The sequence below is a fragment of the Streptomyces sp. NPDC093984 genome, from assembly GCF_044764595.1.
Taxonomy (GTDB): Bacteria; Actinomycetota; Actinomycetes; order Streptomycetales; family Streptomycetaceae; genus Streptomyces; species Streptomyces cynarae.
In genome coordinates, this window is sequence record NZ_JBIWIM010000004.1 from 309,700 (window position 1) to 334,370 (window position 24,671).

The 24,671-nt window shown below is 69.9% G+C and carries 23 protein-coding genes, 1 tRNA gene and 3 pseudogenes; 10 read left to right on the forward strand and 17 right to left on the reverse strand.

Annotated elements, in window-relative coordinates; translation table 11 throughout:
* Positions 1–130 precede the first annotated feature (130 nt).
* Positions 131–1,141: a YIP1 family protein gene (locus ACIRC0_RS17395; RefSeq protein ID WP_403617011.1), complete on the forward strand. Its 1,011-nt coding sequence runs from the start codon at positions 131–133 to the stop codon at positions 1,139–1,141.
* A gap of 63 nt (positions 1,142–1,204) precedes the next feature.
* Here the strand turns inward: ACIRC0_RS17395 and ACIRC0_RS17400 are convergent, their stop codons facing one another.
* Together ACIRC0_RS17400 and dcd are read right to left on the reverse strand one after the other, a co-directional pair.
* On the reverse strand, positions 1,205–1,705 hold the full coding sequence (locus ACIRC0_RS17400) for a phosphoribosyltransferase (protein ID WP_403617012.1): 501 nt from the start codon (positions 1,703–1,705) through the stop codon (positions 1,205–1,207).
* Between the two features lie 7 nt (positions 1,706–1,712).
* A complete protein-coding gene (gene dcd / locus ACIRC0_RS17405; protein WP_403617013.1) occupies positions 1,713–2,288 on the reverse strand; it encodes a dCTP deaminase in 576 nt (191 codons plus the stop codon).
* A gap of 525 nt (positions 2,289–2,813) precedes the next feature.
* On the opposite strand from dcd, the gene ACIRC0_RS17410 reads away from it, so the two are divergent.
* Positions 2,814–2,887 (forward strand) — tRNA-Gly (locus ACIRC0_RS17410).
* 49 nt (positions 2,888–2,936) lie between these two features.
* On the opposite strand, the pseudogene ACIRC0_RS17415 reads toward ACIRC0_RS17410, so the two are convergent.
* Positions 2,937–3,339, reverse strand: a pseudogene (locus ACIRC0_RS17415) (site-specific integrase); the annotation flags it as partial.
* Between the two features lie 271 nt (positions 3,340–3,610).
* On the opposite strand from ACIRC0_RS17415, the pseudogene ACIRC0_RS17420 reads away from it, so the two are divergent.
* Positions 3,611–3,724: pseudogene (locus ACIRC0_RS17420) on the forward strand (peroxidase family protein); the annotation flags it as partial.
* Positions 3,725–3,744: 20 nt separating this feature from the next.
* On the opposite strand, the gene ACIRC0_RS17425 reads toward ACIRC0_RS17420, so the two are convergent.
* Together ACIRC0_RS17425 and ACIRC0_RS17430 are read right to left on the reverse strand one after the other, a co-directional pair.
* Positions 3,745–4,074 carry a deoxyxylulose-5-phosphate synthase gene (locus ACIRC0_RS17425; RefSeq protein ID WP_403617014.1) on the reverse strand — a complete coding sequence of 110 codons (330 nt, stop codon included), beginning with the start codon at positions 4,072–4,074 and terminating at the stop codon, positions 3,745–3,747.
* 177 nt (positions 4,075–4,251) lie between these two features.
* Positions 4,252–4,776, reverse strand: a complete 525-nt coding sequence (locus ACIRC0_RS17430) for a GNAT family N-acetyltransferase (RefSeq protein WP_403617015.1) — start codon at positions 4,774–4,776, stop codon at positions 4,252–4,254.
* A 301-nt stretch (positions 4,777–5,077) separates the two neighbouring features.
* On the opposite strand from ACIRC0_RS17430, the gene ACIRC0_RS17435 reads away from it, so the two are divergent.
* Positions 5,078–5,419, forward strand: a complete 342-nt coding sequence (locus ACIRC0_RS17435) for a hypothetical protein (protein WP_403617016.1) — start codon at positions 5,078–5,080, stop codon at positions 5,417–5,419.
* A 287-nt stretch (positions 5,420–5,706) separates the two neighbouring features.
* Here the strand turns inward: ACIRC0_RS17435 and ACIRC0_RS17440 are convergent, their stop codons facing one another.
* From ACIRC0_RS17440 to ACIRC0_RS17450, 3 genes are all read right to left on the reverse strand, one after another.
* Entirely contained in the window at positions 5,707–5,892 is a 186-nt protein-coding gene (locus ACIRC0_RS17440) for a hypothetical protein (RefSeq protein ID WP_403617017.1), read from the reverse strand.
* A gap of 294 nt (positions 5,893–6,186) precedes the next feature.
* A complete protein-coding gene (locus ACIRC0_RS17445; RefSeq protein WP_403617018.1) occupies positions 6,187–6,318 on the reverse strand; it encodes a hypothetical protein in 132 nt (43 codons plus the stop codon).
* A gap of 60 nt (positions 6,319–6,378) precedes the next feature.
* Positions 6,379–7,125 (reverse strand): DUF4232 domain-containing protein, encoded by a 747-nt coding sequence (locus tag ACIRC0_RS17450; protein WP_403617019.1) that lies wholly within the window; start codon positions 7,123–7,125, stop codon positions 6,379–6,381.
* A 187-nt stretch (positions 7,126–7,312) separates the two neighbouring features.
* Here ACIRC0_RS17450 and ACIRC0_RS17455 point away from each other — a divergent pair, with 187 nt between their 5' ends.
* Positions 7,313–8,731 (forward strand): helix-turn-helix domain-containing protein, encoded by a 1,419-nt coding sequence (locus tag ACIRC0_RS17455; RefSeq protein WP_403617020.1) that lies wholly within the window; start codon positions 7,313–7,315, stop codon positions 8,729–8,731.
* 123 nt (positions 8,732–8,854) lie between these two features.
* On the opposite strand, the gene ACIRC0_RS17460 is transcribed toward ACIRC0_RS17455, so the two are convergent.
* Together ACIRC0_RS17460 and ACIRC0_RS17465 are read right to left on the reverse strand one after the other, a co-directional pair.
* Positions 8,855–10,039 carry an SPFH domain-containing protein gene (locus ACIRC0_RS17460; RefSeq protein WP_403617021.1) on the reverse strand — a complete coding sequence of 395 codons (1,185 nt, stop codon included), beginning with the start codon at positions 10,037–10,039 and terminating at the stop codon, positions 8,855–8,857.
* Between the two features lie 11 nt (positions 10,040–10,050).
* Entirely contained in the window at positions 10,051–10,302 is a 252-nt protein-coding gene (locus ACIRC0_RS17465; protein ID WP_403617022.1) for a hypothetical protein, read from the reverse strand.
* 944 nt (positions 10,303–11,246) lie between these two features.
* Between ACIRC0_RS17465 and ACIRC0_RS17470 the strand changes: the two genes are divergently transcribed.
* The gene (locus tag ACIRC0_RS17470; protein ID WP_028799214.1) at positions 11,247–11,450 is read left to right on the forward strand and encodes a cold-shock protein; all 204 of its coding nucleotides are present in this window, start codon (positions 11,247–11,249) and stop codon (positions 11,448–11,450) included.
* Positions 11,451–11,631: 181 nt separating this feature from the next.
* Entirely contained in the window at positions 11,632–13,122 is a 1,491-nt protein-coding gene (locus tag ACIRC0_RS17475; protein ID WP_403617023.1) for a DEAD/DEAH box helicase, read from the forward strand.
* 156 nt (positions 13,123–13,278) lie between these two features.
* Here ACIRC0_RS17475 and ACIRC0_RS17480 read toward each other — a convergent pair whose 3' ends face one another.
* Positions 13,279–13,653, reverse strand: a complete 375-nt coding sequence (locus tag ACIRC0_RS17480; protein WP_366030055.1) for a hypothetical protein — start codon at positions 13,651–13,653, stop codon at positions 13,279–13,281.
* A 639-nt stretch (positions 13,654–14,292) separates the two neighbouring features.
* On the opposite strand from ACIRC0_RS17480, the gene ACIRC0_RS17485 reads away from it, so the two are divergent.
* A complete protein-coding gene (locus tag ACIRC0_RS17485; RefSeq protein ID WP_403617024.1) occupies positions 14,293–14,637 on the forward strand; it encodes a MerR family transcriptional regulator in 345 nt (114 codons plus the stop codon).
* Between the two features lie 188 nt (positions 14,638–14,825).
* Here the strand turns inward: ACIRC0_RS17485 and ACIRC0_RS17490 are convergent, their stop codons facing one another.
* The 6 genes and pseudogenes from ACIRC0_RS17490 to ACIRC0_RS17515 all read right to left on the reverse strand — a co-directional run bounded on the left by ACIRC0_RS17490 (position 14,826) and on the right by ACIRC0_RS17515 (position 20,685).
* Positions 14,826–16,046 carry an FG-GAP-like repeat-containing protein gene (locus ACIRC0_RS17490; protein ID WP_403617025.1) on the reverse strand — a complete coding sequence of 407 codons (1,221 nt, stop codon included), beginning with the start codon at positions 16,044–16,046 and terminating at the stop codon, positions 14,826–14,828.
* A 153-nt stretch (positions 16,047–16,199) separates the two neighbouring features.
* On the reverse strand, positions 16,200–17,573 hold the full coding sequence (locus tag ACIRC0_RS17495; protein WP_403617354.1) for a DUF5933 domain-containing protein: 1,374 nt from the start codon (positions 17,571–17,573) through the stop codon (positions 16,200–16,202).
* 262 nt (positions 17,574–17,835) lie between these two features.
* Positions 17,836–18,378, reverse strand: a complete 543-nt coding sequence (locus ACIRC0_RS17500) for an MOSC domain-containing protein (protein WP_403617026.1) — start codon at positions 18,376–18,378, stop codon at positions 17,836–17,838.
* A gap of 219 nt (positions 18,379–18,597) precedes the next feature.
* Positions 18,598–18,861: pseudogene (locus tag ACIRC0_RS17505) on the reverse strand (helix-turn-helix transcriptional regulator); the annotation flags it as partial.
* 73 nt (positions 18,862–18,934) lie between these two features.
* Positions 18,935–19,690, reverse strand: coding sequence for an SCO4225 family membrane protein (locus tag ACIRC0_RS17510; protein ID WP_403617027.1), 756 nt, complete (start codon positions 19,688–19,690; stop codon positions 18,935–18,937).
* Between the two features lie 116 nt (positions 19,691–19,806).
* Positions 19,807–20,685 carry an alpha/beta fold hydrolase gene (locus ACIRC0_RS17515; protein ID WP_403617028.1) on the reverse strand — a complete coding sequence of 293 codons (879 nt, stop codon included), beginning with the start codon at positions 20,683–20,685 and terminating at the stop codon, positions 19,807–19,809.
* Between the two features lie 127 nt (positions 20,686–20,812).
* Between ACIRC0_RS17515 and ACIRC0_RS17520 the strand changes: the two genes are divergently transcribed.
* Complete coding sequence (locus tag ACIRC0_RS17520; protein WP_403617029.1) at positions 20,813–22,837, forward strand: BTAD domain-containing putative transcriptional regulator; 2,025 nt, start codon at positions 20,813–20,815, stop codon at positions 22,835–22,837.
* Positions 22,838–23,306: 469 nt separating this feature from the next.
* On the forward strand, positions 23,307–24,638 hold the full coding sequence (locus tag ACIRC0_RS17525; protein ID WP_403617030.1) for a YncE family protein: 1,332 nt from the start codon (positions 23,307–23,309) through the stop codon (positions 24,636–24,638).
* The last annotated feature ends 33 nt before the right edge of the window (positions 24,639–24,671 follow it).

A 24,671-nucleotide genomic window follows, 5' to 3' on the forward strand; every position in this document is an offset into this window, starting at 1 on the left:
GGGTGGTCCGGGGACAGCCACCGGCCTCACCCCCGTGCGGCGCCGTGGAGGCTTCCCGGCGCCGCACGGCAGCGACCCCGAGGGACCACTGAGACGTCCCTGATTCCCTACCCTGACGACCCCTTAGGGGATGTCACAGCTCGGCCCCAAACCCTGTCCCGTCCCCCCGGCCCCACCACGTCACCCCCCGACACCAGGTACGTTCGAAGACGTGGCTGGATTCAGGATCGGACGCGGCGGCCGGGACAACCGTGCCCCGCAAGCGCGAGGGCAACACCCCCCGTACGGACAGCAGGCGCCGGAGAGGCCGTCGTACGGACGGCAGGCGTCGCAAGGCCCGTCGTACGGCTACCCCGCTGCACCGCCGCAGCAGCCGTACGGCGGCGGAGCGCAGCCCTACGGCGGCCGGCCGCAGTGGCAGGCGCCGCAGCCCCAGGACGAGCCGGAGTACTTCGGCGACGACGGCCGGGGCCACCCCCACACCGCGGATCCGTACGCGGCCAACAATCCGGGCCACACCCAGGCATTCTCCGTAGGCGAGGACCCCTACGGCGAGGGCCAGACCTACCGCGCGGGCCAGGCCTCGGCACCGCCGGCCGGCCCGCGGCTGCACTGGAAGGAGCTGCTTCGGGGCATCGTGCTGTCCCCGACCCAGACGTTCCTCCAGATGCGGGACTACGCGATGTGGGGCCCGGCCCTGATCGTGACGTTCCTCTACGGCCTGCTCGCGGTTTTCGGCTTCGACGGCGCCCGTCAGGACGCGATCAACGCCACCCTCTCCAACGCGATCCCGATCGTCCTGACGACCGCCGTGGCGATCGTGATCAGCTCCTTCATCCTGGGCGTGGTCACCCACACCCTGGCCCGCCAGCTCGGCGGCGACGGCGCCTGGCAGCCCACGGTCGGGCTGTCCATGCTGATCATGTCCATCACGGACGCGCCACGCCTGGTCGTCGCGATGTTCTTCGGCGGCAACGCGTCCTTCGTCCAGCTCCTGGGCTGGGCGACCTGGGTCGCGGCGGGCGCGCTGCTGACCCTGATGGTCTCCAGGTCCCACGACCTGCCGTGGCCGAAGGCCCTGGGCGCGTCGGCGATCCAGCTGATCGCCATCCTGTCGATCATCAAGCTGGGCACGTTCTAGCGGCAGCCCCACGCAGAGGCCCCGGCGCAGCGGCGCCGGGGCCTTCGTGTCCTCGGTGGAGCCTCAGGCGTCCAGCACCTGCCCGGTTCGCTTCACGACCGGCGGTTCGACGCTCCACGGGAAGTTGATCCAGTCATCGGTGCGCTTCCACACGTACTCGCACTTCACCAGTGACTGGGACTTCTCGTAGATCACTGCTGAGCGGACCTCGGCGACGGTCTCCACGCAGAAGTCGTGCACGAGTTTCAGCGTCTTGCCGGTGTCGGCCACGTCGTCGGCGATCAGGACCTTCTTGTCGGTGAAGTCGATCGCGTTGGGGACGGGGGCGAGCATCACGGGCATGTCCAGCGTGGTGCCCACACCGGTGTAGAACTCGACGTTGACCAGATGGATGTTCTTGCAGTCCAGGGCGTAGGCGAGCCCGCCGGCCACGAACACTCCGCCGCGCGCGATGCTGAGCACGATGTCGGGCTGGTAGCCGTCGTCGGCGATGGTCTGCGCGAGTTCCCGGACGGCGCGTCCGAAGTCCTCGTAGGTCAGGTTCTCTCGTGCGTCGCTCGTCATGTCTCGCTCACACCTGCGTCCGGTGGAAGTTCAGGAAGGAGCGGGACGGCGTGGGACCGCGCTGGCCCTGGTAGCGCGAGCCGTACCGCTCGCTGCCGTAGGGGAACTCGGCCGGCGAGGTGAGCCGGAACATGCACAGCTGCCCGATCTTCATGCCCGGCCAGAGCTTGATCGGAAGGGTGGCGAGGTTGGACAGCTCGAGCGTGACGTGCCCGGAGAAGCCGGGGTCGATGAACCCGGCGGTGGAGTGGGTGACGAGCCCGAGCCGTCCGAGGGAGCTCTTGCCCTCGAGCCGCGAAGCAAGATCATCGGGCAGGGTGATGACCTCGTAGGTCGAGGCCAGCACGAACTCCCCGGGATGCAGGATGAACGGCTCGTCGCCCTCGGGCTCGACGAGCCGCGTGAGGTCGACCTGCTCGATGGAGGGGTCGATGTGGGGGTACCTGTGGTTCTCGAACACCCGGAAGTAGCGGTCGAGCCGCACGTCGATGCTCGAGGGCTGCACCATGCTCGGATCGAACGGGTCGATCACGACCCGGCCCTTGTCGATCTCGGTCCGGATGTCCTTGTCTGAGAGAAGCACGCCCTGAGAATACGCAAGGCGCGCGGAGCCACCACAATCGCGACGACTCCACGCGCCCGAACCGCTGGCCGCTACGGCCTCTCCGCTCCTGCCGCTACTGCTTCTGCAAGGTCACCGGCACCGCGCTGCGGAGCCGGGCGCAGCGGGGACACCGGACGAGCCGGCCGGGGCCGAGGCGCTCGGCCTGCTGCATCGGGAACGAAGCGGTGCTGAACACGTGCCCTTCGGCACAACGGACGACGGTGCGCTCCATCAAGTCCTCAGAGTCCCTTCCCCAAGAGGCTTCGTCTCACTGCCGTGGCGGACGACGAAAGCCACATTACGGGATGAAAGAGACGGCCCTCCAGGCGGCACTCCGGCCGCACACAACCCCTGCGCTCCCCACCACCGTACGCCCCAACTCCGGCTCCCCGCAGCCACATCCGCACCCCGAAACGACACCGGACCCCAGGGCGCGAGCACCGGGGGTCCGGGATGAGGTACAGTGAGCAGCGTTCCGGGACCGGATCTCCGGTCGGGACTTACGCGGGTGTAGTTTAATGGTAGAACATCAGCTTCCCAAGCTGAGAGCGCGAGTTCGATTCTCGTCACCCGCTCCATGATGAAGGCCCAGGTCAGAGACCCGGGCCTTTTTGCTGTCCTGCGTGATCACTCGCCGCGTGCCAGATTCGTGCCGGATGGCTTGTCGGGAACCTTCCGAGCTGCCGCAGCGCGGCCTTCCGGACGGTGGCGTCCAGGCCCGCGGGGACCTCCTCCTGGCGCTCCTCGTCGGCGTGCTGTAGATCAGCGCAGCCTTCTCGGACGACTGCCCGACCCGGACCATCGTGTCCTTCAGCGTGGCACCGGAGCGTGTCGACAGGGTGTGCCCGGTGTGACGAAGATCGTAGAACCGGAAGCCCTCCGGCATGCCGACGATCTCCCGTGCCTTCCGCCACCTCCGGCCGAAGGTGCTCCGCCGGAAGGGAGCGCCCTTCTCACCGACGAAGACCAGACCGTCAGGCCCCGGCTCCGCGAACGACTCCAGGTGCCAGCGCAGCTCACGGCGCAGGAACTCTATGCGCCGATGTAGACCAAGCGGGGGCGGGGTGGTGCCGGTGATGTGGCTGTCTCCTTCTGGCCGGCTCGGTCGAGAGGGATGGGCCCCGGGGGCGGCGACCGGTCGGCGGTCGCTGTGCGGGTGGATCTGCGCTGCGCCTGGTGGAACGGCCACTTCGCCACAGAGTCGGGTTGAGCCCAGCAGCCGCAGGTGTGCGGTCTGTCGCCGTCTGGTTCGGGCCGCCCCGGGGCCCAGAGGGTGAGGCACGGAGGAGTGGTGCACGTGGAACGGCAACCCGGACCCGATCGCCGCGGCCCGCGACATCCGTGAGACCTTCCGCCGCATGGCGATGAACGACGAGGAGACCGTCGCCCTGATCGCCGGTGGCCACACCTTCGGCACCGCTTCCAGAAAAACTGGCTAGGGCAACTCGCGGCGCACCAATGACTTGGCGAACGGCTCCCCGCTGGAGCGGGCGAACGCCATGCGTTCACGGATCTCCCTGAGGGTCCGCGGTCGATAGCCGGGGCCACCGCAACAGCTTTTGTGGAAACGGACACCCGCATGCAACAGCGCAGAGAGCACCCGCCAGCCAGCGGTGTCCCGACGGCGCGGCACGGCGAAGGCGGAGCCAACATGGATGAGCGGTTCAGCGCAACGCGGGCACAACCGTTCGTGGGCGCCGACGTACGGTTGCTTGTACGAGGCCCGGCACGGCAGGCAGACGTACGAGGTCTTTGCATGGGCCATGCGCTCAGACTACGGACGGGACCGGCCAGGCTCCACAGGATTCCGTGAGGGGGGCGGGCGCGCCACACCCGCGCCAGGCACAAACGTACCGAGCGGGAAAGTCTGGAGAACGACGCCAAACCCCCTGCTTGCCCGGTCAGATGGCGAACGGCGGGGAACGACGGGGAACGCCAGGGCTCAGGCGGAGAGGTGCACCTGGCCCGCATACCGCACATCCCTGAGCGGAACGCCACCGTATTCCTCGACTCGCTCGGCGCCGTCCGGCGAGAAACCCGCGTGCTCGTAGAACCGTCGCGCCCGGGCGTTGTCCGCGAGGACCCAGAGTTCCAGACGCCGGAATCCACGCTCGTCGGCGAACGAACGTACTGCCTCCATCAGCCGTCGGCCCAAGCCGGTTCCTTTCCGATCCGGCCGCACGTAGAGGGCATAAAGCTCACCGGTCGCGCCCCCGCCGGGATCGCCGGCGCGCGGCCCCGTTGCAGCCCATCCGGTCACCGTGCCAGCGTCAGTGGCGACGAGGTTTTCTACCTGGTTCCCGGCCGCCTTGAACCACTCCCGGCACCGGGCCGCGTCCTCTTCGACGCTCATGGCGTCGAGGTAGCTCTGCGGCACGATCCCGGCGTACGCCGCCCGCCAGCCGCTCACTCGGATCGCCGAAACGGCGTCTATGTCACTCAGCTGCATCGGCCGCACCTCGATCATGAGCGGATGCTAGCTGCGTACGAGTGGCCAGTCGCTCGAATTCGGGCCAGGCACGGACGCACCGCGCAGCGACAGTAGCGGGAGACACTGACCTTGAATCTTGCTTGTGGATGCGCCGCAGCCGCGAGCGCCCTCCCGGGGCCGCCCTCGGGCCGTGGAAGGGCGCTCAACGATGACCGACGTCGACAGCTGCCGACAGCTCAGCAGCAGGTTAGAGCATTGATCGATCAGGCGGCCGCAGGTCACGGCCGCCGGTGCTCAGTTGTGGCTGTGCAGCGGCAGAGCGTGTGCATCATGAAGCATGGGGATTGATCTGGAGCTGCACTCATCACGGCCGGCCCGCAACAACTGGCGCAAGTCCCGCGCAACACTCCTGCGGAGCTCCTACGGGCACGGCGACGCGCTGGCTGATGCGCTCGGCTCGCTCCAGCTCCTTGGAGTGTCCGGGAGGCTCACTGCCGTTGATCCGTACGGGGATACGTTGATGAACGAGCAGGAAGCCGCAGCCGCCGTCCGAGAGATCCACGATCTGAAGCAGAGATGCAGTGATGAGCGTCAGCTCGCCGCACTGGACGATCTCGCAACGATGCTGCAAGAGTGCGAGGCCACCCGAGGCAGTTACTTGTGGTTCGCGGGCGACTGAAGTTCGTACATGCCTGCCGTGTGAGTGTCCAACTGCGTGACGACGCCTGCGTACACCGGCGGACAACCACGCACACCTGTGGACCATCGCGGCAGGTGAAGGGCACACCAGCCCGAAGTCGAGGGCTCGCCCGAGTTGCTTCGGGACGAAGAGGTCCAACGGCCAGCGTCTGCACGGTCGTGCGAGACTCCTCGGTGGGGGACCAACGTCGCCGGTCCATCGGGGGATTGACCATGTCAGCATCGTTTGCAGGCATCCTTCTGCCGCTGCTGCTTCTGGTGGGAACGCTATGGCTCGCGTGCGCTGTCCTCGGCCTGCATGGCTTGCTCCTCGGACGTATGCCGGGCCAATGGCTGCAGCGCCATGTTCGACAGCCGAGGCTCTGGGGAACCGGTGCACTGCTCATAGCGTGCGGCGGCTTTGAGCGCCCATCGTTGATCGTGGTCGGAATCGGCCTTGTCGCCCTGGGCCATGTCGTGAAGCCGACTTCATGATGACCTGTAGCCGTTTGGGTCGTGCCAGACACGTGCCAGATCGTGCGGGGAACCACGGGGAGCACCGGAAAATCGGCCAACGGCCCACTAGCGATCGAAGTCCCCCGCCCCAGGTCAGCCCGGATCGATTCTCGTCACCCGCTCCATGACAAACCCCCAGGCCAGAGGCCCGGGGGTTCTGTGCCGGCGCAGCTCACGGCGAAGGCACTCGGGAAGGATCACGGTCCGGGTGTCCGCCTCCGACGCTGTCCAGTTTGATCCGTTGCGGTGTGTTCAGGTACTGGGGCGGTGTCGGCGGACTCCCGCCTCCTCCGTGAGGCGGCCTGGGCCGCCCAGGACGACGACCTGGAAGGCCGCGCCGACGTAGGCAGTGACGAAGTGGGAGATCCTGCGGGCGCTGCGCATGGTGGGTTGCCTGCCTGTCCGGGTCCGTGGGCTGCTGTTCTTCCAAGGGGCGCTCAGGTGTCACCAGGTGGTGGCGTCGTTCATCGACTGCTGCCAGTAGGTGACCTTGAGCGAGTCGTCGACGTAGATGCCCTTCGCGGGCAGCGAGGGGTGGGCGGCCGCGCCGACGCTCCCGCTGCCGGAGCGGCCCTGGAAGTAGACCGTCAGGGACTTCACGGTTCGGCCGTTCGAGCCGCTGCCGTCGGTGGCGGCCAGGTTCACGGACGCATACCCGGACTCGCCCGGCTCGAGCGTGACGACTGCCTGTGGCTGCGACTGCTCGATGACCGGAGGCACGGCCTGGGCCTCGCCGAAACGGACGGCCGGGTAGCCGTAGAGGAAGCAGGTCTTGCTGCCGGTGTTGGTCACCGTGAGCAGCATGTGGTTCACGGGGCGGGTGAGCGGGGCCGCGACCGTCTTGGTGTTGGACCCCTCACAGGTGACCGGCTTGCCGGAGGAGGCGGGCGCCTTCGCCGCGGGGGTGTTTGTGGCGGACCTCGAACCGGCGGAGGGCTTGGCGTCGGAGGAGCCCGAGCCGTTCGAGCCGTTCGAGCCATTGGAGCCATTCGAGGCCCTCGAGCCATTCGAGGCGTTCGGGGAGGAGCCGGCGCCCGAGCTGGAGGAAGAAGGGCTCGTGGAGGTGGGCGCCGCGGTGCCCTCGACGCGGGCGCCTGTTCCGTCGTTGCACGCGGTCAGGGAGAGCGCGGCGAGGACGGTGGTCGCGGCGGCGCCGGCGAGACGGGTGCGGGAGGTGCGGAGGCTGAACATATGGCTGTGCCCCTTCGATGTCCGGGTGGCGGTGGTGATTTGATGACGGAAGCTTGGGAGGTGATCCGTCCCAACCGCCACGCAGAGCGGGGAGTTGGGGACACTGGAACGCCGAAATGCGCTCTGACCAGGGAGAAAGAAGTGGCCCTGGAACGCGCGACTGGGACACGGGGAATGAGGGGAACGGGTGTCGGGGGCAACGAAGGCGGGGGAAGCGGAGGCGTTCGCACGGCTGCTGCGGGAGCTCAAGGACCGCTCGGGACTCAGCTACGGGGTGCTTGCCAAGCGCCTGCACATGAGCACGTCGACGCTGCACCGCTACTGCAACGGCACCGCCGTGCCGATCGAGTACGCACCGGTGGAGCGCCTCGCAAGGGTCTGCCGGGCGACACCGCAGGAGCTGGTGGAACTGCACCGACACTGGATCCTGGCGGACGCGGCACGCAGGCGCGGGGCGGATCAGGTCGCGGCGACGGGTTCGGCTCAGGGAGCCGGTTCGGACGGATCAGCCGGTTCGGACGGATCAGCCGGTTCGGACGGATCAGCCGGTTCGGACGGATCAGCCGATGTGGCGGAAGCGGCGGATCCCGGCCCCGCGGTGGTGCTCGGACAGGGCCAGGACGGGAGCGGTGAGCCGGTCGTCGTAGACATGCCGGGCGCGCTTGCGCCGGGGGGTCGTCTCCGTCGTCGCGGTCCCGTGCTGATCGCCTCCGTCGCGGTGGCCGCCGCGCTGGGAGCCGTGGTGCTCACCGTGGGCCCGCCGCTTGGCAGCAGCGGGAAGAACGACACGGTGGAGCAGCAGGCGCTCACCACGCCGGAAGTAACGGCCGGCGCGGTCGGCGCCGGGAAGCCCTCCGCCGACCCGTCCGCGAGCGGGAAGGGAAGCAAGCCATCCGCATCGGCCTCCGCCTCCCCCACCGGGTCCGCCGGCACCGGGTCAGGCGCCTCGAAGGGCGACGGCAAGCAGCGCGCAACCCAGCCCGCCGACGGCAGCACCACCGCCACCGCCCCGCTCACTGTCGGCGTCCGTCCCTACGTCTACGACAGCCCGTGCAGTCAGCACTTCCTCGTCGACAGCGAACCCGCGCAGGTCGGCCCGCCCGCGAGCGAGCAGGACGCCCCGCGCTGGGCCGCCGCGTACGGGGCGGTCTCCTCGAACGACCAGCGGATCGCCCTCACCGTCCAGGGCACCGGCAAGGAGACCGTCGTACTGGAGGCATTGCACCTACGCGTCCTTTCCAGGGGCGCACCGCTCGGCTGGAACGAGTACGCGATGGGCGACGGCTGCGGCGGCGGCGTCGAAACCAGGTCGTTCGACGCCGACCTGGACCGCGGCAGCCCCACGCTCACCGTCAAGAACGGCCAACGCGACTTCCCGTACAAGGTCAGCGAGTCCGACCCGGAGGTCTACTACGTCACCGTCCACACCAAGGCGCACGACGTCCGCTGGGACCTGACCCTGGACTGGTCCAGCGGCAGCCGTCACGGCACCGTCCACATCGACAACGACGGCACCCCGTTCCGCACCTGCGCCAAAGTGGGCGGCACGGCCTACGACTACCCGCTGGGCGGCAGCGAATGGGAGCGCGACACCAACAGCGGATGAAGGACCGCAGTGCCCGACAGATCACGCGACACCAGGGGGCTGCACCACCTGAACTCCACCGTCCCCCTGGTCGCCGCCGCCCGGGCTGCCACAGGACCCCGGTCGAGCTGTGCGGTCACAGTGCTAGTCGACGTCCACCGGACCGTCGTTCGACTTCCTCTCCCTGCTCCCGTGCAACTGGAGAAGGCTGTTGTTCTTGTCCTCCTCGGGGCGGCGGCCGTCGGAATCCTGGCCGTTCAGGTTCTGCCGGACCGAGTCGAGGATCGTCAGGCCCTGGGAGACCAGGCCGGCGGCGATCTCACCGAGGCCGTCTGCGCCGTTCAGTACGTTGACGTTGGCGCCGGCCAGGCCGCCGGCGGCCTCCTTCACGATCTGCGGGAGCTGGTCGATCAGCATCCGGTCGAGCGCGACCCGGTCGTAGGAGGCCGCCGCCTCCGCCTGGATCTTCATGCGCTGCGCCTCGGCGGCGGCGAGGATTCTGACCCGTTCGGCCTCCGCCTCCGCCGGCTTCACGACCTCGGCCACCAGCTGCTGCTGGCGCAGCTTGGCCTGACGCTGAGCCAGCTCCGTCTGGGCGGCGAGCACTTCTTGCTGGGCGTGCGCCTGGGCCAGCGGCCCGGCCTGTGCGGCCTGCGCCTGGGCGCGGTCCACCTCGGCCGAGTACTCGGCCTTGACGATGGCGGTCTGCCGGGCGTACTCGGCCTGCTTGCGGGCCGCCGCCTGCTCCGCCTCGACCGCGGCCTGGGTGGCCTGCGCCTGGGCGATCTGCGCCTGCCGCTGGATGGCTGCCTTGTGCGGCGCGGACATGGCGTCGATGTAGCCGGTGTCGCCGTCGTCGATCGACTGGATCTGCAGCGAGTCCACGATCAGGCCGATCTTCGCCATTTCGGTCTTCGAGGTGTCCAGGACCTCGGCGGCGAGCTTCTGCCGCTCGGTCACGATCTCCTCGACCGTCATGGAGCCGATGATGGCCCGCAGATGACCGGCGAAGATGCGGCCGGTGAGCACCGACATCTGGTCCTGGTCGCTGAGGAACCGCTGGCCGGCGTTGATGATGCTCTCGTGGTCGTTGCCGACCTTGAAGGCGATGACCGCGCGGACGTGCAGCGCGATGCCCTGCCGGGTCACACAGGTCTCGGTGACCTCGGACTCGCACATCGACAGCGTGAGGAACCGGACCTTCCGGAAGACCGGCAGCACGAACTTGCCGTGGCCCGTCACCACTCGGAACGGCGCGCCCCCCAGTCCCCGCCGACCTCCCGAGATCAACATCGCCTCGTCGGGAGCGGGTACGCGGTATCCGAACATGCTTGTACTCCTCAGCCGGCGCCGGCGGTGTCGCCGCCGAGCGCGTCCAATGGATCCACCCACTCGATGACGCCGACCTCGCGGCATCCACGTGATTCGATCACGAGCACCGTCGCCCCCCTGGGCAGGGGATCCTCCGACCAGGCGAGGAAGGTCTCGGAGCCGCCTCTGACCTGTATCAGGACCTCGCCGGGGCCCGCGGATCCGCGAGTTCCGATGAGTACCTTCCCCGTGCGGCCGATCACGGCCTCGTCCTGCGGCATCACCGGCCGTCCTCCTCGTCCTGGCCCCGGAATTCCGACGATAGACCCAGTCGGGCCGGGGACCCAACGGGCGGGAGGACGCGGCCTGCGCGCGGGCTGATCGGGCGCCGTTCCGGTCAGCCGATCCGATAGCGCCGTCCAGGGGGTTGCGACCCCCTGGGCACGACAGGGGTGGGACCGAAGGCCGTCGGTGCGGTGACGGCCGGCCGCAGGCCGAGGTGCTCACGCTCAGCACCGTCTGCGGACCGGCAGAGCTCCCTGCCGCGACCGCGTCTCCGAGTGCGCTCGCGAAGGCGGCTCGCCCTCAGGCGTGCAGGTGCCCTGCGAAGGGGCCCACGTCCCGGCGGCCGTCCGTCAGCCTCGCCATCGCCGCATCGTGCCCACAGCGTGCCCGTCAACCGTCACGACGTCCCCGCCGACGGCCGGGACTTCGAATCGGGGGGCACGTCAGAGCGGCAAGTCGCGGGCAGGACCCGGCTGCCGTGATCGCCTCGTTCGCCGCCCCGTGTTCCGGATGAGTCGAATGCACAGCCGGCTGCCCCGCCCGCCGTGTGGCCTTCGTCTCCATTGCGGGGTCCCGGCGCGGGTCCCGGCGCGCTCGTCGGTATCCCGTCCGCGATGACGACAGCGGCCGCGTACACCTTCGCAGGAGGTCACAGCGCTGTGAGCGGAAACGCTCGACTGCAACACCGCACTCCCGGTGACCAATATCTGTGGTCGCGACGTAAGAAATGGACACGGCGCACGTCAAATATTCCTGCGGCGACAGGCGGCGGAGAATTATTCAACGCTCGGGGCCGACGCCGACGTGCTACTGTCGTCATCAGTTGCAGGTGTGGTTGGCAGGTGTGGTTGCCAGAAGGTTTTTCCGACGGCTGATCATCACGGCGACACGGAATGCGCACAAGGCGTGTTCCTGTACACCGTCCCGAAGGAGAAACAAAATGGCTACTGGCACTGTGAAGTGGTTCAACGCGGAAAAGGGCTTCGGCTTCATCGAGCAGGACGGCGGCGGCGCCGACGTCTTCGCCCACTACTCGAACATCGCCACCCAGGGCTTCCGCGAGCTGCTGGAAGGCCAGAAGGTGTCGTTCGACATCGCGCAGGGCCAGAAGGGCCCGACGGCCGAGAACATCGTTCCCGCCTGACGCGCCGGCACTGACGCATACTTCGCAGCTGGGGCCCGCACCTTCGGGTGCGGGCCCCAGCTCGCTTTATTTCCCAGGGTGATTCGACCCTGTCATTTTCGGCCCGTTCACGCGATTCTCTGCGCCGCTCATTCTGCTGCGGAAATTCCTTGATACGTGCCCACATCGAGGAAGGTTCCGCATGAACCGCGACCGCTCCACTCGCGCACGCACCAATAGCACATACGACCGTTTCGGAGGAGGCGTCGCCGCGGGCCGCTCCGGCGTTTCGCGCCGCTCCAACGGTTACGGAAACCGACAGCCCGCCCGAGGCGAGTTCGCGCTGCCGAAGACGGTCACGCCCGCCCTGCCCGCTGTCGAGTCGTTCGCCGATCTCGCCATGCCGGCGCCGTTGCTGGCCACGCTCGGCCACGAAGGCGTGACCGTACCGTTCCCGATCCAGGCGGCGACCCTGCCGAATTCCCTGGCCGGCCGTGACGTGCTCGGTCGCGGCCGCACCGGGTCGGGCAAGACCCTCGCCTTCGGCCTCGCGGTACTGGCCCGTACGGCGGGCCGGCGCGCCGAGCCGCGCCGGCCGCTGGCCCTGATCCTCGTCCCCACCCGTGAGCTGGCCCAGCAGGTCACCGACGCGCTCGCTCCCTACGCGCGCTCCGTGAGCCTGCGGCTCGCCACCGTCGTCGGCGGGATGTCCATCGGCAGGCAGGCCGGTGCGCTGCGGGCCGGCGCGGAGGTGGTCGTCGCGACGCCCGGTCGGCTCAAGGACCTCATCGACCGGGGGGACTGCCGGCTCGTCGACGTCGGCATCACGGTGCTCGACGAGGCCGACCAGATGACCGACATGGGCTTCATGCCCCAGGTCACCGCCCTGCTCGACCAGGTGCGCCCCGAGGGCCAGCGGCTGTTGTTCTCGGCCACCCTGGACCGCAACGTCGACCTGCTGGTCCGCCGCTACCTGACCGACCCGGTGGTCCACTCCGTCGACCCGTCGGCCGGTGCCGTATCCACGATGGAGCACCACGTACTCCACGTGCACGACGCGGACAAGCACCGCACGACCACCGAGATCGCGGCCCGGGACGGCCGGGTCATCATGTTCCTGGACACCAAGCACGCCGTGGACCGGCTGACCAAGCACCTGCTGAACAGCGGTGTCCGCGCCGCGGCCCTGCACGGTGGCCGGTCCCAGCCGCAGCGCACCCGGACCCTGGCGCAGTTCAAGGACGGTCACGTCACCGTCCTGGTGGCCACCAACGTCGCGGCCCGCGGCATCCACGTCGACAGCCTCGACCTGGTCGTCAATGTGGATCCGCCCAGCGACCACAAGGACTACCTGCACCGTGGCGGCCGTACGGCTCGCGCCGGGGAGTCCGGCAGCGTCGTCACCCTGGTCACCCCCGCCCAGCGCCGCGGCATGACCCGGCTGATGGCTTCGGCAGGCATCACCCCGCACATCACCCCGGTCCGCTCGGGCGAGGCGGAGCTGAGCCGCATCACCGGCGCCCAGGCGCCCTCCGGCGTCCCGGTGGTCATCACCACACCTGTCGCGGAACGCCCCCGCCGCGCCTCCTCGACGTCCCGGAACCGCCGTGGCCGCACCGGCCAGGGCCGACCCGTCGGCGCGGGGGTGCGGCGCGGGGCACAGCGGCGGCCCGGGAACGAGTCGGCTGCCTAGTCCGGCGCCCCGGCCCCGTGGCCGTATGAGGACGGGCGGGAAACCGCCCTCAGGATCCCGGTGGGGGCCCTGCCGACGCGCGTCGGCAGGGCCCCCACCGCTGTGTCGCCTGCCGCTCGGAAACCGCCGGCCGGGCGACGGGGCGGAGACAGCGCCTCACCGGTCGACGTAGCTGAGATCGCCTACGGTCCACGCGCTGACGTCCTTGATCGCGACTCGGTACATGCCGCCCGTCTCGGGGATCCCGAGGCTGCCCTGCAGGATCCGGGCGAGATGAAAGTGCAGATGCGTGGGCGCCTCGCCGCGACCGGGCCGGTTCCCTCGCGGGCCGCGGGTGAAGACGTCCGAGAACGGGCCGAGACGGTCCGAGTCCTTCAGAACCTCCGCCACCCGCTCCCTCCACACTGCCTCGGGAGCCAGCCGGCCGGTGATCACGGCACCGCCGACGACCACGGTCAGCGACATCTGATTGCTTCGCTCGGACTCCACCGCGGCGGAGATGGCGACGAGCAGCTCATCAGGGTTCGACATGACAGCAGAGCTTATTCGCCTTGCCCGCACTGGCACCGCCCGCGGGGCGTGAAGTGGTTGCGCGGGCTGCGGGAGGCGGCTCACGACCCACCCGTGGGGGCCGACCACTGCCTTGTTCTTCCTCCGCCGGAAGGATGAAATCTACTGTTGTCACAGTAGACTTTGGCTCCCGGTCTGGGTACGCTTCTTCTCGTAAACACGGTCGAACGAGACCCGCCAGACACGAACTGGCGGGTGACTGAATACGAAGTACGCAGGTCAGTGCGGCTCTTGGGCCTGAAGCCAAAGTGTTCCCAGAACGGTGACGGGACTGGGAGCCGCACTGGGCGGCTCGCACGTCGAGGAGCCGCCGACAGCAGTACCGGTTCATTCAGCGGTTGATACAGAGAGGAACGGAGGAGCAGACGCCATCAGGATCGCCCGGCCCGAGAAGCACTCGGCCCGGGTACCGCAAGACCCCGGAATGGATGGTGGTCCCCGGTCACGCAGCTGCGATCCCCCCGCTCCGCCCTGCCGGGCCGGGTAGCGGAAACAGAAGGTCGGCACAGCAGTAGGGCCGACAGATGGTGTTGAATTTCCTTCGGGGCCCTGGTGCCGTACGGCACCAGGGCCCCTCGACGCGTTGCACAGCGAGGTGACATGACATCGGACCACCCTCTGAACGATCGTCTGGATGACGACGACTACCCCGCGTACACGATGGGCCGGGCAGCCGAGATGCTCGGCACCACTCCGGCCTTCCTCCGAGCCATCGGGGAGGCTCGTCTGATCACTCCACTCCGCTCGGAGGGAGGACATCGCCGGTACTCCCGCTACCAACTGCGGATCGCCGCTCGGGCCCGCGAGCTCGTCGACAAGGGGACCCCGATCGAGGCTGCGTGCCGCATCGTGATCCTCGAGGACCAGCTCGAGGAAGCGCAGCGCATCAACGCCGAGTACCGCCGCGCCGCCAGCGAAGCGGCGGGCAGTCCCGGCTCCGGCTGAACCTGCGGGCGCGGGCCGTGTTCGAACGCCGGCCGGCGGCCGGAGGAGAGTACGGTCGGAAAGTCGAGGAAGGCCCAGGTCACAGACCCGGGCCTTGTTGCTGCCCCCGGGCGATCACCGGTCGCGTGCCGGATTCGTGCCAGAGGCTTGTCGGGCGGCTTCTGAGCCGCGGCTGCCCTTTCCCTCGGTCAGAAGAAGCCGTTCAGGCCGAACCAGCCGTCCGCCGTCTCCACGCGCGAGTCCAGCGTGCCGTCGCCGCGGCCCTGGTACACGAGCTGGCAGCCGACCCCTCGGCAGCTCCCGCCGACATAGCTGCTCTTGGTGATGGTGACGAGGTCGGCGCGGCCGTCGCCGCCGACATCGCCCAGGCCCAGGAACGTGTCCATGACGTTCCAGCCGCCGCTGCCGATCAGCACACGGGACCCGAGGGCCCCGGTCCTGCCCGGGTACAGCCACAGCTTCCCGGTGGACGCCTCGCGGACGATCAGGTCCGCACGGCCGTCACCGTTCATGTCACCCGCCCCGACCAGGGCGTTCATGGCGTTCCAGCCGCCGCTGCCAAGGAGCCTGCGCGCACCGAGGGTGCCGCTGCCGGTGCCGGGGTACAGCCACAGCTTGCCCGTGGCCTTCTCGACGGCCAGTACGTCGGAGCGGCCGTCGCCGGACAGGTCGCCGTACGCGACGATCCGGCTCATGGCGTTCCAGCCGCCGTTGCCCATGAGCCTGCGCGTACCGAGGCTGCCGGTGCCGGTGCCCGGGTACAGCCACAGCTTCCCGGTGGACGCCTCGCGGGCGATCACGTCCTCTCGGCCGTCACCGCTGAAGTCGCCGTGCCGGACGAGGGCGTTCATGGCGTTCCAGCCGCCGTTGCCGACCAGCTGCCCGGTGCCGTCGCCGCGCAGGAACCACAGTCGGCCCGCCTTGTCCCGGACGAGGACGTCGGCCTTGCGGTCGGCGTTCAGATCACCGAAGCCCGCCGCCTGGGGGGTGGTCGACGAGTACCACTCCGGGTAGGCCGGGAACCAGCACTCCCGCTCGGTGGCGACGAGGCTCACCGAGCTGACGGTACGTTGCGAGCCTCCCCACTCGGTCCCCGCCGGGTCGGGGGCCCACGAGGTGACGCCGCCGGTCTTGCTGTAGTTCGGATCGTCGTGCAGGCAGGCGTACTTGGACGTTCGGTTCACCACGGACTGGAACGTGTTGTCCCAGGTCCCCAGCGTCGCCTTGTTCGTGTTCGTCTTGAACATGGCGCCCGTGCCGTTGTCGGTCTTCCAGGCGCAGAAATAGCCCGCCGGGCAGTCGCTGATCGCGGCCTGTGCGGGCGTCGCGGCCGCACCGAGGAGCCCGAGCGAGGTGAGCCCCAGCGTCGTGGCCAGCGTGGCCAGGCGCCGGAGCAGTGATACGCGCATTTCTTCCCTCCCTGACGCGGCACGGAGAGAAGCTCGACGTGCCGCGGGAGGAAGATACCTTGCCCGCGCGATCACTCATACGCGCGCGTCGCCGTCTCGTGCGTCTCCTGCGTCTCGTGCGTCTCGTGGGACTCGTAGGCCGCGTACGTCTCTTCAGACTGCTTCGGGTTGCGGTTCCGGTTGCCGTGGTGGTGCGGCCCTCGGTTCCCACAGCGTGGTGGTCCGTACGTAGCCGTAGACCACTGAGGTCATCGCCAGAATGAGAAGTGGTCCGAACAACCATGGATGTTCGGCCATCTCCATCGGCAGATAGCGATACGACAACAAGAGCGCGGCGAAGACCGTTGCTCCGTGAGCGACCAACTGGATCCCCGAGCGGTCCCAGCCGTGGTCGACCGAGCGCAGGGCTGCCTCGATCGTGAGCGCGAACACCACGCCGGCAACGAGATCCGCACCGTAGTGGAAGCCGAACCCCAGCGTCGCGCCGAGCGTGGCAATCAGCCAGAAAGTGCCTGCGAAGCGCAGGATCCGTGGGCCCTTCCGGGAGTGAACGAAGATCGCGGTGGCCCACGCTGTGTGCAGGCTGGGCATGCAGTTGCGTGGGGTGATCTGGTCGAACGGCATCTGGTGCGGGGTAGTGATCGGCGGCGGCGTGTCCGGCCACCAATCGGCCACCGCCCAGTGCACGGTGGGCGGCGTCGCCGGCCACAGGTGGGCCCACGCCCAGTGCTCGTTGCCGGCGCCGTAGGCGTAGAGCGGTCCGACCACCGGGAAGATCATGTAGATGGCGGGCCCGAGGAGCCCGATGACCAGGAAAGTGCGCACCAGGTGATGGCCCGGGAAGCGGCGCTCGACCGCCACATGACGCAGCTGGTACAGGGCGACGACGACCGCGGCGACCGCAAGCTGAGCGTAGACGTAATTGAGAACATGGGCGCCGATCGGGCCGGTGGCCGTGACGATCCGGCCCACCAGCCAGGACGGATCGCCCAACGCGTGATCGGCGGTGGCCACGTACTGGTCGAACACGGCCGGGCGGGACTTCGACGTGATGAGCAGCCAGGTATCGCCGGTCTTGCGGCCCGCGACCAGCAGCAGGCCCAGCCCGACGCCCTTCAGCATCAGGACCCGTTCGCGGCCGGTGCGGCGTGTGACAGCGATGACCGCACAGCCCAACATCACCCACAGGGCGCCGTTGCCGAAGGGGTGTCCGCCGGTCATCTTGGCACCGACCGCCCACCGCACCAGCAAGAAGACGGCGTCGATACCGATCGCGGCGCCGGCCGCGACGAACCGTTGCCGCCGGGTGAGCACCACCATCATCAACGCCATGCTGGCGTACAACAAAAAGCCCGATTTGGGCGGGAATATCAGCTCCCGCGCCTGGCTGGTCATCGGCCCCGGCAGGCCGTAGCGACGGGCGACGATCTCAAGCGTGACGAGCAATCCGAGGGCCACCACACCCGCTGTGGCCCACAGTATCGCCCGTGGTTGACGCCACGCGGAAAAGGCAGTTCTGCCGTCTATTCGCGAAAGCAGCCGCGATGTTATAGGTCTCAATCAGTTAGCCGTTTGTTAGATGTCGGTCGAATCAGATCGAACATCCTATCGGAGCGGTGCGGGCCGACCAGGGGTAGTTCGAAGGACGGTCGCTCCTGCGCTCGATGGTCCGGCAAGTCGTCGCGGAGAAGTACCTCCGGAAACCGGAGCGCACAGGAGCAGGTCACGGTGGAGCGTGGGACAAGGTCGAAGTGGCCGTCGTCGTCTCGCGGCTCGCCCCGCAGGCCGGTCAGACCCGGTCCAGGGGACGGTGCGGGCCGCTCGGAAGGTCCGCTGCGATCGTGTCACCGGGGCGCACCACGCCACCCTCCCTCACGATGCTCATGATTCCCGCTTTGCGCACGATGTTCCCGGCCTCGTCGCGGCCGACGACCTGCTTCAGCAGCCCGTCCTGGAAGTTGTCGATCTGCACACAGGGATTGCGGAGACCGGTGACTTCCAGGACCGCGGAGTCACCGATGCGCAGCAGCGTGCCGACCGGCAGACCGAGCAGGTCGATGCCGCGCGTGGTGATGTTCTCGCCGAGTTCGCCGGGCCCCAGCTCGAACCCTTCTTCGGCGACCTCGGCGAAGAGCTCCTCCTGCATGAGGTGGACCTGGCGCAGATTCGGCTGGGTGGGATCCTGGGCGACGCGCGAGCGGTGCTTGACCGTCACGCCGGCGTGCACGTCCCCCTCCACACCGAGCCCGGCGAGCAGTCTGATGCTGTCCCGGTTCGGCTTGGTGAACGAGTACTCGCCGTTACTGCTGACCGCCGTCACTCTTCCGCTCATCCCTCGGAACCCCCTCTTCAGTAACAATGATCAGCACGAGCCTAACCCTCGGCCCTCGAGGCGCGAGAGCACCAGTTCGGTTCTCGTCACCCGCTCGACGGCAATCCTGTTCCTGAGTCTCCGCGTGCCGTCGTATGCGGATCCCGGGGCCGGGCGCGACGATCGCCCCGGGACGTGCTGTGGCGGAGAGCGAACCGGTCCATGCCTTCTCCCACCGTGTCAGGGCACGGGCGGGCCGGCCCGGACGAGGCCCGGCTGGCAGGCGATGACGACGAGTTGGGCACGGTCGCGGGCACCCAGTTTCGTCATGGCGCGGTGAATGTGGGTGCGCACGGTCAGCGGGCTGAGCGTGAGGTCCTCGGCGATCTCGGTGTTGGACTTCCCTTCGGCGGCCAGGGCCATGACCTCGCGTTCGCGGACCGTGAGCTCTGCGAGGCGTTCCGGGGGTGCGAGGTGGGTGCCGGGGGCGGGGGCGGTGAGGAAGCTGCGGAATGGTCGTCATTCGTCGACGCTCCGCCTCCCAGGACGGGCACGGCCGGCTGATCCAACGCCTCGCTCAGGTGGCCGGGTGCGCTTCCCGCGCCCGCAGCCTGCGTGCGAGCAGGCCGAGCAGCACGGCGTTGACCAGCCCGGACAGGGCCACACCGGCGGAGAAGAGCAACGGGCTCAGCCAGGACAGCTCGGAGTACTGCGCGGGCGCCGCCACCAGGGAGGCGACGATGCCGAGCGGCGCCGTGGCCATGAGCGGCCAGATCCCGGCGAACCCCGGGTCCGGCGACAGGTACACCGCGTACAGGAAGAACCCCAGCGCCGCCGCGACCACCGCGAGGTACCCGCGCGCGAGCCAGTTGTCCACCGCGGGCGCCAGCAGCGCCCGCATTCCCCGCAGGCGGGGCCGCGCGGCAGGTGCCATGTCCGTCCCCTCCTGTTCGGAGGGGACCGGTATCCGTGGGAGGGGCTCACGCGCGCCGGCCGGTGCGGCGGCCGCGGACCTCGCGGCGAGGGCACCGAGCACAGCGGCGTTCACGAGGGCGCACAGGAGGAGCCATACGGTCCACAAGCCCGTGGCGAGCACCTCGACCACCACGCCGCCCTCGGTGCCGGGGCCGAAGGGGAGGGCCACGCTCAGGAAGGAGAGGGGTGCCGTGAGCATCAGGGGATCCGGGGCGAAGCCGCTGTCCGGGAAGAGGAACACGACCAGGACGGAGGCGGCGAACACAGCCAGATAGGCCCGGGCGAGCCAGTTGTCCGTGGCGAGCGCGAGGAGCCGGCGCGGGCGCGGAAGGCGGCGTGGGAGGGAGGACTTCGGCATCGCGGGTTCCTTCGGGTCGGTCCGTGGGCGATGTCCTCAACGGTGGACCGGAGGGCGCGTTCAGACATGAGTACGGGTACTCACCGGCAGGGCGCGGGACCTACCACGCCGCGTGCTCAGCGAGCCAGCAGTCCGCGGAGCTCCGCGGTGATCCGGCCGGGGGCTTCCTCCGCCATGTAGTGGCCGCATCCGACGGTCCTGTGGATCAGGTCCGGTGCCCAGGCGGACCAGAGGGCTCGGGCGTCGAAGCCGAGGAAGGCGCCCCAGTCCTGCTGAAGGACGGTGACCGGCATCCGCAGCCGGTTGCCCGCGTCCCTGTCGGCCTGGTCGTGCTCGACGTCGACACCGGCGGAGGCGCGGTAGTCGGCCACGATCGAGGGCACCGCGTCGCGGCAGGCGTCCAGGTAGGCGGCGCGGATGTCGGCGGGGACGGCGTCGGGGTCGTGGGCCCAGATGTCGAGGAAGTGGCCGAAGAAGGCGTCCGGGGCGGCCGCGATCATCTGCTCGGGCAGGTGCGGAGGCTGGGCCATCAGATAGAGGTGGAACCCGATGGCGGCACTGGTGCCGTGCATCACCTGCCACATGTCCAGGGTCGGGAGCACGTCGAGGCAGGCCAGGTGGGTGACGGCATCGGGGTGGTCGAGTCCGGCGCGGAACCCGACCAGGGCACCGCGGTCGTGGCCGGCCAGCGCGAACCGCTCGTGACCGAGGGCCCGGGCCAGGGCCACGACGTCGGCCGCCATGGTGCGCTTGGCGTAAGCGGCTCCGTCGGTGTCGGCGGGCTTGTCGCTGGCTCCGTAGCCTCGCAGGTCGGGGCAGATGACGGTGTGGTCCGCCGCGAGGTCGGCGGCGACGTGCCGCCACATCAGGTGGGTCTGCGGGAAGCCGTGCAGGAGCACGATCGGGCTGCCCGAGCCGCCGACGGCGGCGTTGAGGGCGATGCCGTCGGCGACCTGGATGCGCTGGTAGTCGAAGCCTTGGAGGGTCGGTGCCACGGTGTACTGCTTTCCTCGGGTGTGAAAGACGCCTGCCGGGTCGGCGGACGCCATCGAGACTGCCGGGCGCGAATCAGCATCCGATCAGCGCGTACCGTGGCGGGCGGGGCAGGGCCGGGAGGTGAGGATGGACCCGATCACGTTCGGCGTGCTCGGGCCGGTGGTGGCCTGGGACGGTGCCGGTGGCGTGCTCGGGCTGAAGGGCCCGCGGCACCGTGCGGTGCTGGCTCGGCTGATCATGGCCCGCCGGCGCGTGGTACCGGTCGCCCGCCTCGTGGAGGACCTGTGGGACGAGCCCGCGCCCGGTGCCGTGGGTGCGGTGCAGACGTTCGTCGCCGCGCTGCGCCGCGTCCTGGAACCGCACCGCCCGGCCAGGGCCCCGGCCCGTCTGCTGGTCACCGAGGGCCCCGGGTACGCGCTGCGGGCGGCGCCGGACGCCGTGGACGCCTGGCGGTTCGAGGCGGCCGTCGCCGGTGCCGCCAGGCTCCCGGCCGGGCAGGCGCTGGAGCAACTGGGTGAGGCGCTGGAACTGTGGCGCGGCCCGGCCTACGCCGAGTTCGCCGAGGAGGACTGGGCCCGTGGCGAGTGTTCCCGCCTGGCCGAGCTGAGGTTGCAGGCCGTGGAGCGACAGGCGCGGGCCCGGCTGGATCTGGGGCTGGCCGCCGAGGCGGTGCCCGACCTGGATGCCCACCTGGCCGAGCATCCCTGGCGCGAGGACGCCTGGCAGCTGCTGGGCCTGGCGCTGTACCGCACGGGCCGCCAGGCGGACGCGCTCGCGGTACTGCGCCGGGCCCGGGCCATGCTGGCCGACCGACTGGGCGTGGATCCGGGCCCGAAGATGCGTCGTCTGGAGGCCGACATCCTCACCCACGACCCGCGCCTGGACCTTCGGGCAGAACCGTCCACAGCGGTGACCCGACTGTGGACGCGGACGGCGGCGGCCTACGACCGCACGGTCGCCGCGGATGCCCGGGCACGGCTGGAGTCGACGGTCGGCCTGATCCGCGACCTCGCACTGACCGGGGGCCCCGGTCTGCGGGCGGCCCGGGAACACCGCCTGCAAGCCGTCACCGCGGCGGAGGAGTTCGGGGACCCGGACCTGACCGCCCGGGTCATCGGCGCCTACGACGTCCCCGCGATCTGGACCCGTGACGACGACCCGGAGCAGGCACGGCAGATCGTCGCGGCTGCCGAGCGCGCCCTGGCCGCCCTGCCGCGCGGCGGCGCGCACGAGGCGGCGCGCTGCCGCCTGCTGTCCACCATCGCACTGGAGATGCGCGGCACCCGCTCCCCGCGCGGTCCGCAGGCGGCCTCCGAGGCGGAGGAGATCGCCCGGCGCCTGGACGACCCGACCTTGCTGGCGTTCGCCCTCAACGCGGCGTTCATGCAGTCCTGCACCCGCGCCGGCCTCTCACCGCGGCGGGACGCGATCGGTGAGGAACTGGTGGCGCTGGCCGCCCGGCACGGCCTGGTCACTTTCGAGGTGCTCGGCCATCTGATCCGTATGCAGGCGCGGAGCGCGCTCGGCGACTTCCCGGCGGCGGACGTCCACGCGGCCGCGGCAGACCGTCTGGCCGAGCGCCACGAGCGGCCGCTGGTGAGCGTCTTCACCTCGTGGTACCGCGCGCTGCGGTGGGCCGCCCGCGGACGGATCCCGCAGGCCGGGGCCGCATACCGGGACGCCGCCGCCCGGCTGGACGGCGCGGGCATGCCCGGCGTCGAGCACGGCCTGCTGCCCCTCGCACAGCTGTGTCTGCGCATGGCCGGCGGCAGCACGTCCGCAGGGCAGGCAGCCGAACACGTCGACGCGGATGCGGACTGGGGTCCGTACCGCCCCTGGGTCGAGCCCTTCATCCTGCTGCGCTCCGGCCGCCGCGCCGACGCCGAGGCAAGTCTGCGCGCCTTGCCGGAGCCGCCTGCGGACCTGTTGTATGAGGCGATGTGCTGCCTGCAGGCCGCGGCCGCGCTGGAGCTCGGCGACCGGGCCGTGCTGGAGCAGCTCCACGCCCGCCTGCGGCCGGCCGCGGGCGAACTCGCGGGCGCGGGCAGCGGAATGCTCACCCTCGGCCCGGTGGACCGCTGGCTCAGCGCCATCACCAACGCTCTCCACGCCGCGACGGGTAGCGGTCGGCACCCAGCAACCAAGCCTTGACGCGACGCGGGGGGCGGCCTTCGCCGGGCGATGACGGCGACCCCTGTCCTGCCCCCGGTCGACGTCCACCACGGTTCCGTGCACGAAGGCCGCTTCGTCACTGGCCAGCCAGACCACGGCACGGAGTTGACGACCTGAGGTCGCTCCAGACGGATAAACCCCGGGCAGCGGCCTGGAGTTGGTCGGTCGGGCAGGTCGATCGGACGGCCGCCTGGCCTCCGTGTGCGCCAAGTCGGTTGGCCGAAACCGCCGTTCATGGCGTGATCCACCGTGTGTGACGTCCGGCCGGGCCTTTGCGCTTGATAAGTGGCCGCCTGTCGATCATGACAGGGGCAGTGACGAGCAAAGCGCCGGACCGCTCCGCTCGTCGCGCCTTCCGCGGAGCTCACTTGCAGACGTCCTACTGAAGGAAGCGACCGACCACATGCGCATAAGACAGTTCGCACAAAGAGCAGCGCTCTGCGCTGCCATGAGCCTCTCGCTCCTCGGCCTCGGGACGACCACGGCCGCCGCGGACACCAGTGCCCCACTGCCGATCAGCTCGTATCGGGACATGGCTGTCGACGCGGCTCATCAACAGGTCTTTCTCAGTGATCCGTTCGGTGGCAGCGTTCTGGTGACGGACTACTCGGGCCAGGTCGTGAAGCAGATCGGCGGTGAGGCCGGTGCCTGGGGCATGGCGCTTTCCAGCGACTCCCGCACGCTGTACGTGGCACTGCGCGACGCCGGCGCGATCGCCGCGATCGACACCGCCACCCTGCAGGAGACCGCCCGGTACGACACCGGAACCGGCGCGGGCGCCTACGCCGGCCCGACCTCCCTCGCCCTGGCCGGAGGAAAGATCTGGTTCGGCTACAGCACCGACACCTGGAACGGCGCCCTCGGCTCCCTGGACCTGAGCGGCGCCCAGCCGGTCGTCGCGCGGGGCCAGGGCCTCGACACTTTCCGCGGCTCGCCCCGCCTGGCCGCCACGCCGCAGGACCCGGACACCCTCGTCGCCGCCGAATCCGACGGAAACGCCGCCACCCTGGCCGTGTACGACGTGAGCACCGGCCGGGCCGACGCACAGGCCAAGCGTGTCGACCCGGGAACGGACGGGTGCACGAGCCTGCAGGACCTCGCCTTGACGCCGGACGGCGCGCGGGTGGTCGTCGCCTGCGCCTCGCCCTACTACCACCAGGCGTTCCGCACGGCCGACCTGGCGGACGACGGCCGCTACACCACCAGCCACTACCCCGACGCCGTGGCCATCGCCCCCGACGGCACGATCGCGGCGGGCATCGACGGCGCCTCCTCGCCCGACGTCTACCTGTTCACGCAGGGCGACTCCACGGCCCTCAAGAGCTGGGACTTCCCGGCGTCGTCCCCGTACGCCACCAACACACTCCAGTCCGCCGGCCTCGCCTGGGCTCCGGACGGCAGCAGGGTGTTCGCGGTCACCGAGGACAGCGGCACCTCCTCCCTGACGCTGCAGGTCCTGGACTTCCCGCAGGTCGCCACCACCGTCACCGTGCAGGCACCCGCCTCCTCACCCCGGAACCAGGACCTCACCCTCACCGGAAAGCTCGAGGCACCCGTGGGATTCGGCGCGGGGACCACCGTCGACATCTGGCGGCTCGACGACCCGACGGCGGGTGAGGGCACACTGATCGGGTCCGCGACCGTCGCCGCGGACGGCACGTTCAGCTACACGGACCGTCCGAAGGCCAAGGGCGACGTCCAGTACACCGTGCAGTACGGGGGCGACGCGCGGCATACCAGTGCCTACGGCACGGTCACGGTCGACATCACCTCCGACTGAGTCCCGTCCGCCTCGCGCCACGGGCTCCGCTCG

Excerpts from the sequence above, each read along its gene's own strand:
- ACIRC0_RS17395 (WP_403617011.1), top strand. The coding sequence starts at position 131 with ATGTCACAGCTCGGCCCCAAACCCTGTCCCGTCCCCCCGGCCCCACCA.
- ACIRC0_RS17400 (WP_403617012.1), bottom strand. The coding sequence starts at position 1,705 with ATGACGAGCGACGCACGAGAGAACCTGACCTACGAGGACTTCGGACGC.
- ACIRC0_RS17425 (WP_403617014.1), bottom strand. The coding sequence starts at position 4,074 with ATGGCCCATGCAAAGACCTCGTACGTCTGCCTGCCGTGCCGGGCCTCG.
- ACIRC0_RS17430 (WP_403617015.1), bottom strand. The coding sequence starts at position 4,776 with ATGATCGAGGTGCGGCCGATGCAGCTGAGTGACATAGACGCCGTTTCG.
- ACIRC0_RS17435 (WP_403617016.1), top strand. The coding sequence starts at position 5,078 with ATGGGGATTGATCTGGAGCTGCACTCATCACGGCCGGCCCGCAACAAC.
- ACIRC0_RS17440 (WP_403617017.1), bottom strand. The coding sequence starts at position 5,892 with ATGGCCCAGGGCGACAAGGCCGATTCCGACCACGATCAACGATGGGCG.
- ACIRC0_RS17445 (WP_403617018.1), bottom strand. The coding sequence starts at position 6,318 with ATGCGCAGCGCCCGCAGGATCTCCCACTTCGTCACTGCCTACGTCGGC.
- ACIRC0_RS17450 (WP_403617019.1), bottom strand. The coding sequence starts at position 7,125 with ATGTTCAGCCTCCGCACCTCCCGCACCCGTCTCGCCGGCGCCGCCGCG.
- ACIRC0_RS17460 (WP_403617021.1), bottom strand. The coding sequence starts at position 10,039 with ATGTTCGGATACCGCGTACCCGCTCCCGACGAGGCGATGTTGATCTCG.
- ACIRC0_RS17465 (WP_403617022.1), bottom strand. The coding sequence starts at position 10,302 with ATGCCGCAGGACGAGGCCGTGATCGGCCGCACGGGGAAGGTACTCATC.
- ACIRC0_RS17470 (WP_028799214.1), top strand. The coding sequence starts at position 11,247 with ATGGCTACTGGCACTGTGAAGTGGTTCAACGCGGAAAAGGGCTTCGGC.
- ACIRC0_RS17475 (WP_403617023.1), top strand. The coding sequence starts at position 11,632 with ATGAACCGCGACCGCTCCACTCGCGCACGCACCAATAGCACATACGAC.
- ACIRC0_RS17480 (WP_366030055.1), bottom strand. The coding sequence starts at position 13,653 with ATGTCGAACCCTGATGAGCTGCTCGTCGCCATCTCCGCCGCGGTGGAG.
- ACIRC0_RS17485 (WP_403617024.1), top strand. The coding sequence starts at position 14,293 with ATGACATCGGACCACCCTCTGAACGATCGTCTGGATGACGACGACTAC.
- ACIRC0_RS17490 (WP_403617025.1), bottom strand. The coding sequence starts at position 16,046 with ATGCGCGTATCACTGCTCCGGCGCCTGGCCACGCTGGCCACGACGCTG.
- ACIRC0_RS17500 (WP_403617026.1), bottom strand. The coding sequence starts at position 18,378 with ATGAGCGGAAGAGTGACGGCGGTCAGCAGTAACGGCGAGTACTCGTTC.
- ACIRC0_RS17510 (WP_403617027.1), bottom strand. The coding sequence starts at position 19,690 with ATGCCGAAGTCCTCCCTCCCACGCCGCCTTCCGCGCCCGCGCCGGCTC.
- ACIRC0_RS17520 (WP_403617029.1), top strand. The coding sequence starts at position 20,813 with ATGGACCCGATCACGTTCGGCGTGCTCGGGCCGGTGGTGGCCTGGGAC.
- ACIRC0_RS17525 (WP_403617030.1), top strand. The coding sequence starts at position 23,307 with ATGAGCCTCTCGCTCCTCGGCCTCGGGACGACCACGGCCGCCGCGGAC.